Origin of the sequence: Hydrocarboniphaga sp., from assembly GCF_965279055.1 — a bacterium.
GTDB lineage: Bacteria > Pseudomonadota > Gammaproteobacteria > Nevskiales > Nevskiaceae > Hydrocarboniphaga.
The window spans coordinates 2,945,788-2,962,427 of the sequence record NZ_OZ257125.1 but is presented as its reverse complement, the minus strand read 5'-3'; the positions used below and the strand labels follow the sequence as shown (position 1 = coordinate 2,962,427).

Below are 16,640 nucleotides of genomic sequence, written 5' to 3'. Positions count from 1 at the left end.
TGCTGAATTATTTGCCCCTGGTGTTCATCGCGCCGCTGGTCGGTTTCCTGATCCTGGCGTTTTCGCGCGGCCGCATTTCCGAGAATCTCGCTGCGGTCGTCGGCGTCGGCAGCATCGGCGTCTCGGCGCTGACCACGCTGACGGTCGGCTACGACTTCCTGGCGCATCCGCCGGCCGGTGGTTCGCACGTGCAGCTGCTGTGGACCTGGATGAGCGTCGGCAACTTTGCGCCGACGTTCGCGCTGAAGCTCGACGCGCTGTCGCTGACGATGCTGTCGGTGATCACCGGCGTCGGCTTCTTCATCCACCTGTTCGCGTCCTGGTACATGCGCGGCGACGATGGTTTCGCGCGCTTCTTCAGCTACATGAACCTGTTCGTCGCCAGCATGCTGTTCCTGGTGCTCGGCGATAACCTGCTGTTCCTGTACTTCGGCTGGGAAGGCGTCGGCCTGTGCAGCTATTTGCTGATCGGCTTCTGGTACAAGGACCCGGCGAACGGCGCCGCGGCGCGCAAGGCCTTCGTCATCACCCGTGTCGGCGATACCTTCATGGCGATCGCGCTGTTCCTGCTGTATCGCGAATTCGGCACCTTGAACATCGACGCGCTGTCGGCGGCGGCGGCCAAGGCCTGGCCGGTCGGCGGCAGCCACATCGCCGACATTCTCTGCCTGCTGCTGCTCGGCGGCGCGGTCGGTAAATCCGCGCAGCTGCCGCTGCAGACCTGGCTGCCGGACGCGATGGCCGGCCCGACGCCGGTGTCGGCGCTGATCCACGCCGCGACCATGGTCACTGCCGGCGTCTACCTGATCGCGCGCACGCATGCGCTGTTCGACCTGTCGCCGCTGGCGCTGCACTGGGTCGGCACGCTCGGCGCGATCACGCTGCTGCTGGCCGGCTTCACCGCGCTGATGCAGACCGACATCAAGAAGATCCTGGCTTACTCGACGATGAGCCAGATCGGCTACATGTTCCTCGCCGAAGGCGCGGGCGCCTACCAGCCGGCGGTGTTTCACCTGATGACGCATGCCTTCTTCAAGGCGCTGCTGTTCCTGTCGTCGGGCTCGGTGATCCTGGCGATGCATCACGAGCAGGACATCTTCCGCATGGGCGGCCTGCGTAAAAAGATTCCGTTCGTGTTCGCGTGCATGCTGATCGGCACGCTGGCGCTGACCGCTTTCCCGTTCACGTCGGGCTATTACTCGAAGGACGAGATCCTGCATCAGGTCTATCTGAGCGGCCATCACGGCCTGTGGCTGGCCGGCCTGTTCGGCGCGTTTCTGACCGCGGTCTACAGCTTCCGCCTGATCTTCATCACCTTCTTCGGCCCGGAGCGTTGGCGCACGGCGAAGCCCCAGGGCCACGCACATGACGATCACGCCGCGCACGACGCACACGGCGGCGAGCCGCATGGCGCGCACACGCTGGATCATCACATTCCGCTGGCGGTGCTGATGGTTTTCGCGCTGATCGGCGGCTTCATCCATCTGCCGTTGGCGGGTGTTTTGCCGGAGGCGGCGATCCCGGAAGGCGATCATGGCCCGGCTTACATCGAGCATCTGCCCCTGGTGGTGTCGCTGCTCGGCATCTTCGTGTCCTGGCTGCTGTTCCTGAAACGGCCGCAGATTCCGGCGGCGCTGGCGCGCGGCGCGGCGACCGCCTGGATCGGCAAGCTGTGGAAGAACGCCTGGGGCTTCGATTGGCTGTACGACCTGCTGTTCACGCGGCCCTTCGTCTGGCTGGCCAGGGTCAACCGCAATGATTATGTCGACAGCTTCATCGGCCTGATCGCGGCCGCCCTGCGGGGTTCCAGCAGCGTGCTGACCGCGACGCAAACCGGCGGCCTGCGCTGGTACGCCGCGGTCGCCGGCGCCGGTATGTGCGCGCTGATCGCCGTTGTGGCGTTCCATTGATGCGCGCGGACACGGACTGCGTTTGCCTTCTCCCGTCGGGGGAAGGTGGCCCGAAGGGCCGGATGAGGGCGTCCGACTGCGGTGCGGGCTGCCAGGCCCTCACCCCTGGCCCCTCTCCCGAAGGGAGAGGGGAACAATTCGATAGGGCTTGCGCATGATTCTCGTCTGGTTGATTTTGATTCCCTTCATCGGCGGTCTGCTGAGCTGGCAGAGCGAGCGTTTTTCGACGCGCGTGCCGCGCTGGATCGCGCTGCTGACGATGCTCGGCGTGCTGGCCACCTCGATCTGGCTGTGGGCCACCGGCGACTACTCGATTACCGGCACCGGCTTCGCGGCAGTCGCCGGGCAGACGCCGAAGTGGACCGTGGAGTTCCAGGCGCAGTGGATTCCGAGCATAGGCGCGAGTATCCACCTCGGCCTCGACGGCCTGTCGCTGATGCTGGTGGTGCTGACCAACCTGATCGGCGTGCTGGCGATCACCTGCTCGTGGAAGGAAATCGAGCGCAACGTCGGCTTCTTCCATCTGAACCTGCTGTGGAACCTCGGCGGCGTCGTCGGCATCTTCGTCGCGCTCGACATGTTCCTGTTCTTCTTTTTCTGGGAAATGATGCTGGTGCCGATGTTCTTCCTGATCGCGCTGTGGGGGCACAACATCCCCGGCGGCAAGGGCAGGGTCTACGCGGCCATTAAATTCTTCATCTTCACCCAAGCTTCTGGTTTTCTAATGCTGATCAGCATCCTGGCGATGGTGTTCCTGCATCACCAGGCCACCGGCAAGCTGTCGTTCGACTATCACGACCTGCTGAACACGCCGATGAGCGCGCAGATCGAGTGGTGGCTGATGCTGGGCTTCTTCGGCGCGTTCGCGGTCAAGATGCCGATCGTGCCGTTCCACACCTGGCTGCCAGACGCGCACGGGCAGGCGCCGACCGCGGGCTCGGTCGATCTTGCCGGCATCCTGCTGAAGACCGCGGCTTACGGCCTGCTGCGTTTCGGCATTCCATTCTTCCCGCATGCCTCGGCCGCGTTCGCGCCGGTGGCAATGTGGCTGGGCGTGCTCGGCATCATCTACGGCGCCGTGGTCGCGTTCTCGCAGACCGACATCAAGCGCTTCGTCGCCTATACCAGCATCAGTCACATGGGCTTCGTCGTGATCGGCATTTACGCCGGCACCGAGCAGGCGCTGCAGGGCGTGGTGGTACAGATGATCGCGCACGGCCTGTCGGCCGGCGCGCTGTTCATCCTTTGCGGTGAAATCTACGAGCGTCTGCATACGCGCGACATCACCAAGATGGGCGGCCTGTGGTCGCGCTTCCCGAACCTGCCGCCGATTCTGATGTTCTTCAGCGCCGCCTCGCTGGGCCTGCCGGGACTGGGCAATTTCGTCGGTGAATTCCTGATTCTGGTCGGCAGTTTCGAAGCCGCGCCGCTGGTGACCATCGTCGCCGCCAGTGGCTTGATCCTGGCCGCGGTGTATTCGCTGTACCTGGTGCAGCGTGCGCTGCACGGCGCGCCGCAGCCGCTGCCGGAAGGCGCGCACCTGGACAAGCACGGCATGCTCAAGGATCTGTCGAAGCGTGAACTGGTGATGATGTTTTCGCTGATGGCACTGCTGCTGGGCCTGGGCCTGTATCCGCAGCTGGTGATCGACACCGCACATGCGCCGGTGCAGGCGGTGCACGCGATCTATCGCGGCGTCACCGAAACGAGCGCGATCGCCGCCACCGGAGTCGCGCCATGACCGGCACTCAACTCTGGGCGCTGCTGCCGCTGCTGCTGGCCACTGGCGCGATCGTCGCGACGATGCTGGCGATCGCGATCTATCGCCATCACCGCTTCTGCGCCAGCGTCACCGTCGTCGGCATGAACTTCGCGCTGCTTGCGGTGGCCTACGACATCTTCTTCGGCGGCAACCAGACCGTGGTCGTCACCGGCCTGATGACCATCGACGCCGCCGCGCGCCTCGGCATGGGCCTGGTGCTGGTCACCTCCCTTGGTGTGCTGACGCTGTGCCACGCCTATTTCGAGGGCTACAAGAAGAATCGCGAAGAGGTCTACCTGCTGATCGGCCTCGGCACGCTCGGCGCGCTGACGCTGGCCTGCGCGACGCATGCCGCGACGCTGCTGGTCGGCATCGAGCTGCTGACGCTGCCGATGATCGGCGGTGTCGCCTACGCGATGAACGAGCGTCGCTCGATCGAAGGCGGCATCAAGTATCTGATCCTGTCGGCTGGCGCATCGGCCGCGCTGTTCTTCGGCGTCGCGCTGATCTACGCCCAGGTCGGCGCGCTGGATATCGCCAGCCTGTCGAAGGCACTCGCGGTGGCCAGCGTCGATCAGCCGCTGGTGCTGGCTGGTGCGGCGATGATGCTGGCCGGACTGGGATTCAAGCTGTCGCTGGTGCCGTTCCACCAGTGGACGCCGGACGTCTACGAAGCCGCGCCGACGCCGATTACCGCGTTCCTGGCCACCGTGTCCAAGCTCGGTGTGTTCATCATCGTGCTGCGCCTGTTCCACTACGGCAGCAGCCCGGTGTCGCCGGTGATCCTGACCGCGGTGGTCGGCCTGTCGCTGGCGTCGATGCTGGTCGGCAGCCTGCTGGCGCTGCGCCAGAACAACCTCAAGCGCCTGCTCGCGTACTCGTCGATCGCACACTTCGGTTATCTGAGCATCGTGCTGGTGGTGCCCGGCGACGATGCGTTGCGCGCCGCCGGTGTCTACCTCGCGACCTACCTGGTGACGTCGCTGGGCGTGTTCGGCGTGATGGCGCTGGTGTCGAGCCCGATGGGCGAGCGCGACGCCGAGCATATCGACGACTATCGCGGCCTGTTCTGGCGCCGGCCTTACCTGACCTCGATCCTGACCGCGATGATGCTGTCGCTGGCCGGCATTCCGCTGACCGCCGGTTTCATCGGCAAATTCGCGATCATCGCGGCTGGCGTCGGCGACGCGCAGTGGCTGCTGGTCGGCGCGCTGATCGTCAGCAGTGCGATCAGCATCTACTACTACCTGCGCATCGTCGCGGCGCTGTTCGCCGCGGTTGCACAGGGCTCCGAGCGCGTCACCGAATCGCTGGGCTGGGCGCAGAGCTTCGGCGGCTTCATGCTGCTGTTCGCGATGATCGTGATGCTGTACCTGGGCGTGTATCCGCAGCCGCTGTATCTGCTCAGCGGACAGCTGGCGGTGCATTGATCAGCTTTCGACGCGTTGGCGCACCGCGCACACTCCGTTCGTCCCGAGTAGTCGCGCTAGCGGCGTATCGAGGGACCGGATCTCGGTCGGATCCCTCGATACGCCGGCAAGCCCGCTACTCGGGACGAACGGAGTTTCGTTGAAAGTTTTTCAGGGACGGGAATAAAGCATGGCCACCACCGCCGCCGCCCTCGAAGCCCGCGAGAACAGCGAGCTGTCGCGCATCCTGCACCAGTTCGACATCCCCGAATCGCTGCAGGTCTGGCTGGAGCCGGCGATCCGGCTGATGCTGGTGCTGGTGATCTGGTATCTGCTGCACAAGCTGGTCGGCCTGCTGGTGCGGCGCCTCGAAAAGCGGCTGCTCGACACCACCGATCTGACCACCGAATCGCAGTTCGACGCACGCAAGCGCGTCGGCACGCTGATCAGCCTGCTCAAGCAGGTGATCAACATCTTCCTGTTCGTGCTTCTGGCGTTGGTGCTGTTGACGCAGCTCGGCGTGCAGGTCGGCCCGCTGATCGCCGGCGCCGGCATCATCGGCGTCGCCGTCGGTTTCGGCGCGCAGTATCTGGTGCGCGACATCATCACCGGGTTCTTCATGGTGCTGGAGAACCAGATCCGCGTCGGCGACGTGGTCACGATCAACGGCACCGGCGGCCTGGTCGAGGTGCTGAGCCTGCGCACGATCGTGCTGCGCGACGGCACCGGCACCGTGCATGTGTTTCCCCACGGCAGCGTGACCACGCTGAGCAATTCCACCCGCGACTGGTCGGCCTACATCTTCAACGTGCAGATCGCGTACAAGGAAGATCCGGCCGCGGCGATCACCGCGATCCGCGAGGTGTTCGCCGAGCTGGGCAGGGACGAGTTGATCGGCGCCAAGATGATCGCCGACGTCGAGATCTGGGGCGTCGACAAGCTCGATGGCTCCGCAGCGACGATCCAGGGCCGCATCAAGACACGTCCCGGCCAGCAGGCCGACGTCGGTCGCGCCTTCCTGCGCCGCCTGCGCGAAGTGTTAACCGAGCGCGGCATCGACATGCCGACCACTGCTCCTGCGGTGCAGATCATCAACCCGACGCTGCAGCAACTCGAAGCGCCGAAGCCGTAGTCAGTTGGCCAAAGCCAGGTGCGCCAGCCCGAGCAGCGCCGGGTTCGGATGACGGATGCGGTACACCGGCACCGCGTTGATGTCGGCCGCTAGCGGCGACTTGTCTTCCATGCCCTTGCGGAATGCGGGCTCGTCCAGTGCCATGCCGAGCTGGTCGAGCACGCTGCCGATCAGGTACACGCCATTCCAGGCGCCGTAGGCCAGTACCAGATTGCCGACCGCGCGGCCCAGCCAGGTCGAAAACACGATCATCGTCTTGCGCGCCTGCGCTTCGCCGGCTTCGGCGCGCTCGGCGATGCTGGCGACCTCCACGTCCGGCACGCCGCTCAAAACTTCGTAGAGCCGTGCCAAGCCGCTGGCCGAGATCAGCGTTTCGATCGACAGCCGTCCCAGCGGCGCCAGACGATTCAGCCACTGTCGTTCGTCGGCACTGACCGCCGCCAGATCGAGTTGGCCGGCTTCGGTTTCGAGCAAGCTACCGTCGGCGGTCAGCACCGCGGCGCCGAGCGCGCGGTCGATGCCGATCACCAGGCGCACGCCGGCGCGCAGCGGCCGCGGTACGCCGATCGCGGCCAGCTCGTCGCCGCGCAGCAACGGCAGCGCGGCCGCAATGGCGGCCAGATCGTTGAGCAGGAATACGCGCGAGGCGCCGGTGGCTTCCTCCAGATCGCTCAGATCGATGGTCAGCGCTGACGAACTCATGCGCACCGATGTTCGCTCGGGCATGCGCAGCACGCGACCGGCGGCGGCAACCGCGCAGGCGCCGACCGAGTCCAGACCGGCATCGCGCAGATGCTCGCTGAGCGTGGCCTGCAGGCGTCCGTTCGGTGTCGCCTTGATGCGCAGCGGCTGTAGGTGAGGGCGGGCGTCGCCGTTGATCCAGGCGAGCGCCGCTTGTAGTTGCGAGCCGCCGACATCGGCGACCAGTGCGACGGATTGCGAAGCCTGCCGGGATGACGATTCCAAGTCCTTTTGTCCTGTCAGTCGTTCTGCTTCAGCGCATCGAGAAAACGCTTGCGCCAGTGGGCCACGTCTTCTTCGAGCAGGCCGCGCATCAGGGCCTGATGGCGGTTGCGACGTTCTTCGACCCCCATCGTGCGCCCGCGTTCCAGGGCGCCGGCGACTTCCTCGGTGTCGTAGGGATTCACCAGCAGCGCTTGCTTCATCTGCTGCGCGGCGCCGGCGAAGCGCGACAGTACCAGCACGCCCGGATCCTTTTCGTCCTGCGCGGCGACGTATTCCTTGGCGACCAGGTTCATGCCGTCGCGCATCGGCGTGACCAGGCCGATGCGGCTGGCGCGGTACAGGCCGGCCAGGCGGCGCCGCGGTATCGCCTCGTTGACGTAGCGGATCGGCACCCAGTCGACCTGGCCGAACTTGCCGTTGATGCCGGCCGCGTGCTGCTCGAGCTCGCGGCGGAAGTCCTGGTAAGCCACGACTTCGCCGCGCGAGATCGGCGCGATCTGCAGGTAGGTGATACGACCGTGCGCGTTGGCATGCGAATCCAGCAGCAGCTCGTAGGCGTTCATGCGCCGCACCAGACCCTTGGTGTAGTCGAGTCGGTCGACGCCGATGATCTGGTCACGCCCGCGCAGGAATTCGCGCAGCCGTATCCATTCGCGCTGGCCGTGCGAGGAGAACGCAAACTCGTGATAGCGCGCGGTGTCGATGCCGACCGGGAAGGCCTCGATGCGCAGGCGCTTGCCGAAAGCCTCCATCCAGCCCGGACCGACCTTGCCGCCGAGGTCCTGCTCGACATAGGCGGCGAGGCGCTTGACGTCGTCCTCGATCTGGAAACCGACCAGGTCGTAATCGAACAGCGCCCGTACCAGGGTTTCGTGCTGCGGCAAGGTCGTCAGCAACTCGCGCGGCGGAAACGGGATGTGCAGATAGAACCCGAGCCGCTGCTTCGCGCCGAGCTTGCGCAGCGCGCTGCCCAGCGGGAACAGATGATAGTCATGCACCCAGATCAGGTCGTCGTCGCGCAGCAGCGGCAGCAGACAGCGCGCAAAGCGCGTGTTGACGCGCTGATAGGCCTCGAAGTGCCCGCGGTCGTAGCCGGTCAGGTCGAGCCGGAAGTGGAACAACGGCCACAGCCCTCGATTGGCGAAGCCCGAGTAATAGGCCTCGTGATCGTCATGGCTCAGGTCGACCGTGGCGAGCGTGACCTCGCCTTCCTGCGTGACGGTGGGGATCTCCGAGGTCTCGGCTACGGTCTTGCCGCTCCAGCCGAACCACAGGCCCTGGTTCTCGCGCAGCGCGTCGACCAGGGCTACCGCGAGGCCGCCGGCCAGCGGTGCGCTGCGGATCGAGCTGACCCGGTTGGATACCGCAACCAGCCGGCTCATGCCGCCGCTCGCAAATGATCGACGCTGGCCTGCAGCCAGCGATGCACCGCGGCGACATCGGCGAGCCGGTGGCACGCGGCCGAATGACCGTCGCCGACGCGAATGCCGACGCCACCCAGCGCCTGCGCCACCAGGATCGCGTCCTCGTCGGTGGTGTCGTCCCCGGCGAACACCGGCCGGCGGCCGGCGAACGGCCGGACTTCGTCGAGACGATGCAGGCCGACGCCCTTGTTGATGCCGCGCGGCCGCGCCTCGATCACCGCGTGGCCGTTGACCACGTCGAGCCCATGGGCCGCCGCCAGCCGTCGCATCAGCGCGCTGCATTCCTCGCTGCGCTCCGGCGCCAGCCGGAAATGCAGCGCGACGGTGCCGACCTTGTCCTCGACCAGGATGCGCGAGTCGCCGCCATAAGTGGCGCGCAGTTCGGCGACCAGTCGGGCGACTTCGGCGATGGAACCGGCCTCGGCCAGCTGATCCGGCTTCAGGCGCATCTGCGCGCCGTGCAGGCCGGCGCCGCACAGCTGCAATGGCGCCAGCCAGCGGTCGACCGACTCCAGCCGGCGGCCGGTAATGATCGCCAGCGCCCCGCCGAGCAGCCCCTGCAACTCGGTCAGCAGCGCCATCAGGCCGGGTGCCGGGCTCAGCGCGTCCGGCGTCGGCGCAAGGTCCACCAGGGTGCCGTCGAAATCCAGATACAGGGCGCTATCCCGGCTCAGCAGCGGCGGTTGCGTCTGGGGAGTCACATCGGCGGCCGGGGTCTCCCCGGTCGCGACCATCCTGTCGTCTAAGCAGTCCATTGCCCTGACTGTAACGTCGGTCAGCCGGCCCGGGCATGAATCCGCAGGCCTCGGGCGAAGGCCCGAACGCCGTCGATTCCGACATCGCAGCCTGCGCGGCTTGAGCTTTGACAGGGCATTACCTAGAATGCGCGGCTCTGAGCAGACCTTAGTGGCTGGCTCATGTCGCCCAGCCGGGGGTCCGGCGGGTCCAATGGAGAGAGCAGCATCGCGCAAGAACGTGAAGATCGACGCAACGACCAGATTTCGGCGCTGCGGGTTCGAGTGATCGACGAGAACGGCGAACAGGCCGGCATCATGCTGACGCGTGACGCCATTGCCCGTGCCGAGGAACTCTCGATGGATCTGGTGGAGGTCTCCCCGAATGCGGAGCCGCCGGTCTGCAAGATCATGGACTACGGCAAGTACGTCTACCAGAAGGACAAGGCTCAGCACGCTGCGAAGAAAAAGCAGAAGCAGATCCAGGTCAAGGAAATCAAATTCCGACCGACCACCGAGAAGGGCGACTACGAGACCAAGTTGCGTTTCATGCACGAGTTCATCGAGGAAGGCGACAAGGTCAAAGTCACGGTGCGCTATCGCGGTCGCGAAATGGCTCACCAGGAACTCGGCATGGCACTGATGGACCGCGTGCGCAAGGATCTGGAAGAGGTCGCGCTCGTCGAGCAGTACCCCAAGATGGAAGGTCGGCAGGCCGTCATGGTCCTGTCGGGCAAGAAGCGCTAGGCGTAAAGCCTGGACGCGAACCGGCCTGGTTGGCCGGTTCCATAAGAAGTCCCACTTAAGTTTTTTAGGTGGGCCCGGTCAGCTCGGGTGGTTCCGATGTGAAGCCGGCAATATCAAAACTGGAGTTATCAATGCCCAAGATGAAAACCAACAAGGGCGCGGCGAAGCGTTTTTCCAAGACTGGAAAAGGCGGCTTCAAGCGCAGCCACGCTTTCAAGCGTCATATCCTGACCAAGAAGAGCCCGAAGACGATCCGCCAGCTGCGCGGTGAGACCCAGGTGCATTCCTCGGACGTTAAAGAAGTGAAGCAACTGCTTCCCTACGCCTAAGGAGACTGACTAATGGCTCGTGTAAAACGTGGTGTGACCGCTCGCGCTCGTCACAAGAAAGTCCTCAACAAGGCCAAGGGTTACTACGGCGCACGCTCACGCGTGTTCCGGGCTGCCAAGCAGCAGGTCATCAAGTCAGGCCAGTACGCCTACCGCGATCGTCGCGTCAAGAAGCGTGAGTTCCGCGCTCTGTGGATCCAGCGCATCGGCGCCGGCACCCGCGAGCATGGCCTGTCGTACAGCCTGTTCATCAACGGTCTGAACAAGGCCGGCATCGCGCTGGACCGCAAGGTTCTGGCCGATCTGGCGGTTAACGACAAGCCGGGTTTTGCGGCGCTCGTGGCGCAGGCCAAGGCCCAGCTGGCGTAAGCAACCCGAGAGGCGGGATCGCGGCGATCGAGAGATCGCGCGATCATGCCGAGTAACAGAAAGGGGAGCGCCGCAAGGCTGCTCCCCTTCTTTTTTGGCGGTGGGGAACACAATGAGTGATTCGCTGGACGATCTGCAGGCCCAGGCCCTGCGCGACATCGAGGGCACGAGCGATGCGCGCGTGCTCGAGCAGCTGCGCGTCGATTACCTCGGCAAGAAAGGCCGCATCACCGAGCGCCTGAAGCAGCTCGGCACGATGTCGCCGGAAGATCGCAAGTCCTTCGGCGACCTGGTCAACAAGGTCAAGGACGCGGTCTGGCGCGCGATGGAAGCGCGTGCGGTGCTGCTCGCGGAAGCCGCGATGCAGGCGCAGCTCGCTGCCGAAACCATCGACGTCAGCCTGCCCGGCCGCGGCGATGGCGCCGGCGGCATTCATCCGATCACGCGCACCATCCGCCGCATCGAGCAGCTGTTCGGCGAGCTCGGTTTCGAGAGCGTGGAAGGCCCGGAGATCGAGGATGATTTCCACAACTTCGGCGCGCTGAACATTCCCGAAGCGCATCCGGCGCGCGCGATGCAGGACACGTTCTACGTCAAGAACGGCGAATACGTTTTGCGCACGCACACGTCTCCGGTGCAGATCCGCACGATGGAGCGTTATGCGCGGGCCGGTATCAAGCCGCCGATCCGCATCATCTGCCCCGGCCGTGTATATCGCGTCGATTCCGATCGCACGCACAGCCCGATGTTCCATCAGGTAGAGGGCCTCTACGTCGCCGAGAACGTCGCCTTCAGCGATCTGAAGTACGACCTGATGACTTTCCTGTCGCGCTTCTTCGAGCGCGACGCCGAGGTGCTGTTCCGGCCGAGCTATTTCCCGTTCGTCGAGCCCGGCGCCGACGTGCACATGAAGCTCGAAGGCCGCTGGCTGGAGCTGCTCGGCTGCGGCATGGTGCATCCGAAAGTGTTCGAAGCCGTCGGCCTCGATCCGGAGCGTTACAGCGGCTATGCCTTCGGCATGGGTGTCGAGCGCCTGGCGATGCTGCGTTATGGCATCAACGATCTGCGCCAGTTCTTCGAGAACGACCTGCGCTTTCTCGAAGCCTTCAAGTAGGGGCACACGCAATCATGAAAGTTTCCGAAAACTGGCTGCGCGAGTGGGTCAACCCGCAGGCCACGACGCAGCAGATCGCCGAGAAATTGGTGATGGGCGGCCTCGAACTCGAGATCGAGCCGGCGGTGGCCGAGCCCTCGCACAACGTCGTCGTCGGCCGCATCGTGTCGATCGCGCCGCATCCGAATGCGGAGCGTCTGCGCGTGTGCACGGTCGACGCCGGCGCCGCCGGTGCGCCGACCATCGTCTGTGGCGCGGCGAACGCGCGCGTCGGCTTGCTCGCGCCGGTGGCGTTGCCGGGTGCGAAATTGCCGGGCGGTGTCGAGATCAATGTCGGCGAGCTGCGCGGTGTCGAATCCCAGGGCATGCTGTGCTCGGCCAAGGAACTCGGCCTTGCCGAAAAGTCCGACGGCCTGATGGAGCTGGATAACGACGCCCGCGTCGGTCAGAGCATCGAGCAGTACCTCGCGCTCAACGACAACATTCTCAATCTGGAACTGACGCCGAACCGCGGCGACTGCCTTTCCGTGCAGGGCCTGGCGCGCGAAATTGCCGCGCTGTACGGCCTGCAGCTGACGCGGCCGCGGATCAAGCCGGCGGTGGTCGTCGGCGAGCGTCGCTTCATGGTCGAGATCGAGAATCTGGCGGACTGCAGCAACTTCGCCGGCCGCGTCATCACCGGGCTGAATCCCAAAGCGCGCACGCCGGACTGGATGCGCGAGCGCCTGCGTCGCAGCGGCATTCGCGCGATCCATCCGCTGGTCGACATCACCAACTACGTGATGATCGAACTCGGCCAGCCGATGCACGCCTACGACGCCGACAAGCTCAGCGGCGCGGTGCGCGTGCGTCGCGCGAAAGCCGGCGAAAAGCTCGTGCTGTTGAACGAGCAGGAAGTCACGCTCGAAAAAGCCGAACTGCTGGTGGCCGACGACCAGGGGCCGCTGGGCCTGGCGGGTGCGATGGGCGGCGCCGCGTCCGCGGTCAGCGGCACCACGACCAAGGTGTTCTTCGAAGCCGCGTGCTTCGGCATGCAGGCCGTTGCCGGTGTCGGCCGCCGCCACAAGCTCAGCTCGGACGCGCTGTACCGCTTCGAGCGCGGCGTCGATCCGGAGCTGCAGCGCATGGCGATCGAGCGCGCCACCGAACTGGCGACGCAGATCTGCGGCGGCGACGTCGGCCCGATCACGCATGTCGGCCGCACCCAGCCGGAGCCGGTCAGCGTGCGGCTGCGCCGCGCGCGCCTGGTGCAGCTGACCGGCCAGGACATCCAGCCGCGCGAGATCGAGTCGTTGCTGTCGCGCCTGAGCATCACGCTGGTGCACGGCGACGTCGGCACCTGGACCGCGAAAGTGCCGAGCTATCGCTACGATCTACGCATCGAGGCCGACCTGATCGAGGAAGTCGCACGCCTGTACGGCTATGACCGGATTCCGGCCAGGCCCTACGCGGCGCAGCTGGCGCCGTCGAAGCCCTCGGAGACCCGGCGCAGCCGCATGCGCGTGATGGACGCGCTGGTGGCCCGGGGCTGGCAGGAAGTGGTCAATCTGGCGTTCGAAGAACGGCGCCTGCACGAGGCGCTGACGCCGCATCTGAGCGCGATCCCGCTGGACAATCCCATCGCCGAAACCCATTCGCTGATGCGCAGCACGCTGTGGAGCGGCCTGATCGCGAGTTGGCTGCACAACCGCGCGCGCCAGGTCACGCGCGTGCGGCTGTTCGAGTCCGGCGTGTGTTTCAGCGAAGTCGATGGCAAGGTGGTCGAGAACGCGCGCCTGTCCGGCATCGCCGCCGGCACGCTTGCCAGCCGCCAGTGGGGCCAGAGCGCTCGCGCCGTCGATTTCTTCGACATCAAGGCCGACGTCGCCGCGCTGCTCGACGGCTGTGGCGGCGACCTGCGCTTTGAGGCAGCAGAGCATCCGGCGCTGCATCCCGGGCAGAGCGCGCGCCTGCTGCTCGACGGCCAGCCGGCCGGCTGGCTCGGCCGCTTGCATCCGCGCGTCGCCAAGGCGCTGGATCTGGCCGAGCAACCGATCCTGTTCGAGCTCGAGTGGTCGGCGCTGCTGCAGGCGAAGATGCCGGTGCTGGCGCAGCTCAGCGAGTTCCCGTCGTCGCGACGCGACCTGTCGCTGACGATGCCGAGCAGCGTCGCCGCGCAGGCGCTGTGCGATGTCGCGCAGGCTTCGGCCGGCGCGCATCTGCAGCGCGTCAACGTGTTCGACGTCTACCGCGCGGCCGATGCCGAGGCAACGACCAAGAGTGTCAGCCTGGAGTTGCATTTTCAGGACGCCTCACGCACCCTAACCATCGAGGAAGTGGATGCCTCGATTGCAGAAATTGCGCGGTCTTTGCAGGAACGTTTGGGGGCGGTCGTCAGGGCCTGATGGGTTCATCTGACGGGCCGGAGCGGGCAGGGGAGAGTGGATCGTGGCGTTGACCAAAGCGGAACTCGCGGAGGCTCTCTTTGACGAGTTGGGCCTGAACAAGCGTGAGGCCAAGGAGTTCGTCGACCTGTTCTTCGAGGAAATTCGCGGCCGTCTCGAAAGTGGCAAGGAAGTGAAGCTGTCGGGTTTCGGCAACTTCGAGCTGCGAAACAAAAATCAGCGTCCGGGACGCAACCCCAAGACCGGCGAAGAGATCCCGATCTCAGCGCGCCGCGTGGTGACGTTCCGTCCCGGGCAAAAACTGCGGTTGAGGGTAGAACTTGATGCGACCGGCTGAGCTCAAGCTTGAGCTGCCAGAGATTCCACGCAAACGTTATTTCGCGATCGGCGAAGTCAGCGAGCTGTGTGATGTAAAACCGCATGTGCTGCGTTACTGGGAGCAGGAGTTCCCGCAGCTCAAGCCGATCAAGCGGCGCGGCAACCGCCGCTACTACCAGCAGGACGATGTGCTGATGGTGCGCCGTATCCGCAGCCTGCTGTACGAGCAGGGCTTCACCATCGGCGGCGCGCGGCTGCGCCTGAAAGAAAATCCCAAAGGTCTGGTCGAGGCCGTGGTGCGTCCGACTGCGGCAGTGGCCGTGGCCGAGCAGCCGATCGCGCGCGCGCCGGCTGCGCCGCCGGCGCCTCGCCGCAACTCCGAGATCAAGAACCTGCGCACCGAACTCGAGTCGCTGCTGAAGCTGCTGCCGGAACGCTAGCCCGCTCCCGCGCTGTACCGGCCGGCCGGCTTCGGCTAACATGCGCGGCCTTGCAGGCACCCGGTGCGGCCACCTCCAACCGCAGTAGTACCGGCGCCATATCGCAAGTCAGCAGCATCCGGTCGGGGCGTAGCGCAGCCTGGTAGCGCATTTGCCTGGGGGGCAAAGGGTCGCAGGTTCAAATCCTGTCGCCCCGACCAATTCTTCTCGCGATAATCCGGTGACGACACGGCTTGCGGCGCGCCCGCAGCCCAACAGCTCGGCCACACAGGACCTATGAAACTCGCAAACTGGCTCTCGATCCTAGGCCTGGTCATCACCGCGGCTGGCCTGCTGGTGAACCTGGGCAATCTTCGCGGCTGGTTCGCGCAGGCCGATCGCGTGACGATGCTGACGACTCTGACCGCAACCGGCGCGATCCCGGCGAACGCGGCGGCATTCCCCGAGATCCTGGCAGCTTTTCCGCCGCCGGCACGTTTCGATCTGAGCAAGCTCAGCGGGCTGCAGATGCCGATCGGCATCGCCAGCGACGACGCATCGACGACCGTCCCGCCGCTGCAGTACCGCTTCGCCAATGGTTTCACCGAGCCGGCGATGTCGTTCGAGCAACTGCAGGTCTGGTCGGGCATACAGGGCCATGCGCTGCTGTCGCTGCTGATCGGTTTCAGCGGCTTGCTGATCACGCTGGTCGGCGTGTTGTCCAGTGCCAAGAGCGCACGCGCCGGCTGAAAAGCAAGGTTGCCGTAGCCCGGATTTCCTTCGTTGATTCCGCGGCGAGCGTCGTATATTTCCGCACCGTCGATAGCTCGGGGCAGCGCTTGAACACTCGTATTGCCGTGATGCTCAGTGCAATGCTGCTGGCGAGCGTCGACTGCCCCGCTGTCGCCGGCCACACGGTGTACGGCGTCGGCAGCAAGAGCTGCGAAGAGTGGACCGCGATGCGCAAGCTGCCTGGCCAGACCTTGCTGTTCGAGTCCTGGCTGTCGGGTTATGTATCCGGCGCCAACGGCGCCGGTTTCGACATGGCGCCGAGCGAGGTTCGCGAAATGGTCGAGTTCGTCGACCAGCGTTGCCGCTCGCATCCGCTCGACATGATCTACGAGGCGGCGGCAACTCTGATCGAAACGCTACGCGCCGTTCCGGCGGCGCCGACGCAGTAAGCGCCCGCGCAGCGCGAATCAATTACGGTGATCCGATCTCGGCGAGCTTGGCGATGCTCCAGCCTTCGGCTTCCGGATGCGCGCGGCATTCGATCTGGCGCGTGACCACCCCGGTTTCGTTGCGCGCGCGTACCGCGATCTTGAAGCTGTAGTCGCCGTTGTCTTCGGCGACGAAAGGCGTGGCGTCGAGTTCTTCGACGAACTCGGCGGTGGCCGGATCTTTCAGGCTCTGCATGACGCCGACGCGGCAGGCCGACGCGGCCTTGCGACGATCGAACGCAACTTTGTCTTCCGCGCTGGCCGGTGCCGGTTCTTCGACGACCACGGCGCCCGCCTCGTTCTTTTCGACCTTGATACCGCGTGGCCAGAAGACGATCGCCAGAAACGCGAGCACCAGCAGCACTGCAATACCGATCAGTAATTTCTTTCCGCCGCTCATGAT

General features: G+C 65.4%; 17 protein-coding genes and 1 tRNA gene. 14 read left to right on the top strand and 4 right to left on the bottom strand.

Translation table 11 applies throughout. The features are described 5' to 3' along the window. The first annotated feature begins 2 nt into the window (after window positions 1–2). The 4 genes from nuoL to ACQZF9_RS13385 all read left to right on the top strand — a co-directional run bounded on the left by nuoL (window position 3) and on the right by ACQZF9_RS13385 (window position 6,213). The gene (nuoL, locus tag ACQZF9_RS13400; protein WP_428313429.1) at window positions 3–1,910 is read left to right on the top strand and encodes an NADH-quinone oxidoreductase subunit L; all 1,908 of its coding nucleotides are present in this window, start codon (window positions 3–5) and stop codon (window positions 1,908–1,910) included. 154 nt (window positions 1,911–2,064) lie between these two features. Continuing rightward, complete coding sequence (nuoM, locus tag ACQZF9_RS13395) at window positions 2,065–3,651, top strand: NADH-quinone oxidoreductase subunit M (protein WP_428309467.1); 1,587 nt, start codon at window positions 2,065–2,067, stop codon at window positions 3,649–3,651. Next, on the top strand, window positions 3,648–5,102 hold the full coding sequence (gene nuoN / locus ACQZF9_RS13390) for an NADH-quinone oxidoreductase subunit NuoN (protein ID WP_428309466.1): 1,455 nt from the start codon (window positions 3,648–3,650) through the stop codon (window positions 5,100–5,102). Before nuoM ends, nuoN begins: the two co-directional genes overlap by 4 nt. Window positions 5,103–5,271: 169 nt before the next feature. After that, on the top strand, window positions 5,272–6,213 hold the full coding sequence (locus ACQZF9_RS13385; protein WP_428309465.1) for a mechanosensitive ion channel family protein: 942 nt from the start codon (window positions 5,272–5,274) through the stop codon (window positions 6,211–6,213). Here the strand turns inward: ACQZF9_RS13385 and ACQZF9_RS13380 are convergent, their stop codons facing one another. The 3 genes from ACQZF9_RS13380 to otsB are packed head-to-tail and all read right to left on the bottom strand — an operon-like array spanning window position 6,214 to window position 9,304. Next, window positions 6,214–7,179, bottom strand: a complete 966-nt coding sequence (locus ACQZF9_RS13380; protein ID WP_428309464.1) for a glucokinase — start codon at window positions 7,177–7,179, stop codon at window positions 6,214–6,216. It lies immediately after the preceding gene. A 14-nt stretch (window positions 7,180–7,193) separates the two neighbouring features. Beyond that, window positions 7,194–8,561, bottom strand: coding sequence for an alpha,alpha-trehalose-phosphate synthase (UDP-forming) (locus ACQZF9_RS13375; RefSeq protein WP_428309463.1), 1,368 nt, complete (start codon window positions 8,559–8,561; stop codon window positions 7,194–7,196). Continuing rightward, window positions 8,558–9,304 (bottom strand): trehalose-phosphatase, encoded by a 747-nt coding sequence (otsB, locus tag ACQZF9_RS13370; RefSeq protein WP_428309462.1) that lies wholly within the window; start codon window positions 9,302–9,304, stop codon window positions 8,558–8,560. Before otsB ends, ACQZF9_RS13375 begins: the two co-directional genes overlap by 4 nt. 216 nt (window positions 9,305–9,520) lie before the next feature. Here otsB and infC point away from each other — a divergent pair, with 216 nt between their 5' ends. The 10 genes from infC (at window position 9,521) to ACQZF9_RS13320 (ending at window position 16,198) form a co-directional block, all read left to right on the top strand. Beyond that, on the top strand, window positions 9,521–10,084 hold the full coding sequence (infC, locus tag ACQZF9_RS13365) for a translation initiation factor IF-3 (protein WP_428309461.1): 564 nt from the start codon (window positions 9,521–9,523) through the stop codon (window positions 10,082–10,084). Window positions 10,085–10,215: 131 nt separating this feature from the next. Next, the gene (gene rpmI / locus ACQZF9_RS13360; RefSeq protein WP_299691814.1) at window positions 10,216–10,413 is read left to right on the top strand and encodes a 50S ribosomal protein L35; all 198 of its coding nucleotides are present in this window, start codon (window positions 10,216–10,218) and stop codon (window positions 10,411–10,413) included. A 12-nt stretch (window positions 10,414–10,425) separates the two neighbouring features. After that, window positions 10,426–10,782, top strand: coding sequence for a 50S ribosomal protein L20 (gene rplT / locus ACQZF9_RS13355; RefSeq protein ID WP_428309460.1), 357 nt, complete (start codon window positions 10,426–10,428; stop codon window positions 10,780–10,782). 112 nt (window positions 10,783–10,894) lie between these two features. Further along, window positions 10,895–11,896, top strand: coding sequence for a phenylalanine--tRNA ligase subunit alpha (gene pheS, locus ACQZF9_RS13350; protein ID WP_428309459.1), 1,002 nt, complete (start codon window positions 10,895–10,897; stop codon window positions 11,894–11,896). 14 nt (window positions 11,897–11,910) lie between these two features. Further along, window positions 11,911–14,280 (top strand): phenylalanine--tRNA ligase subunit beta, encoded by a 2,370-nt coding sequence (pheT, locus tag ACQZF9_RS13345; RefSeq protein ID WP_428309458.1) that lies wholly within the window; start codon window positions 11,911–11,913, stop codon window positions 14,278–14,280. 43 nt (window positions 14,281–14,323) lie between these two features. Then, entirely contained in the window at window positions 14,324–14,617 is a 294-nt protein-coding gene (locus ACQZF9_RS13340; protein ID WP_366919466.1) for an integration host factor subunit alpha, read from the top strand. Continuing rightward, complete coding sequence (locus tag ACQZF9_RS13335; protein ID WP_428313428.1) at window positions 14,604–15,038, top strand: MerR family transcriptional regulator; 435 nt, start codon at window positions 14,604–14,606, stop codon at window positions 15,036–15,038. The genes ACQZF9_RS13340 and ACQZF9_RS13335 overlap by 14 nt, the downstream gene beginning before the upstream one ends. 123 nt (window positions 15,039–15,161) lie before the next feature. After that, window positions 15,162–15,238 (top strand) — tRNA-Pro (locus ACQZF9_RS13330). A 76-nt stretch (window positions 15,239–15,314) separates the two neighbouring features. Next, window positions 15,315–15,767, top strand: a complete 453-nt coding sequence (locus tag ACQZF9_RS13325) for a hypothetical protein (RefSeq protein WP_428309457.1) — start codon at window positions 15,315–15,317, stop codon at window positions 15,765–15,767. Between the two features lie 89 nt (window positions 15,768–15,856). Then, complete coding sequence (locus ACQZF9_RS13320) at window positions 15,857–16,198, top strand: hypothetical protein (protein ID WP_428309456.1); 342 nt, start codon at window positions 15,857–15,859, stop codon at window positions 16,196–16,198. Between the two features lie 22 nt (window positions 16,199–16,220). On the opposite strand, the gene ACQZF9_RS13315 is transcribed toward ACQZF9_RS13320, so the two are convergent. Beyond that, the gene (locus ACQZF9_RS13315) at window positions 16,221–16,637 is read right to left on the bottom strand and encodes a hypothetical protein (RefSeq protein ID WP_428309455.1); all 417 of its coding nucleotides are present in this window, start codon (window positions 16,635–16,637) and stop codon (window positions 16,221–16,223) included. Between the last annotated feature and the right edge of the window lie 3 nt (window positions 16,638–16,640).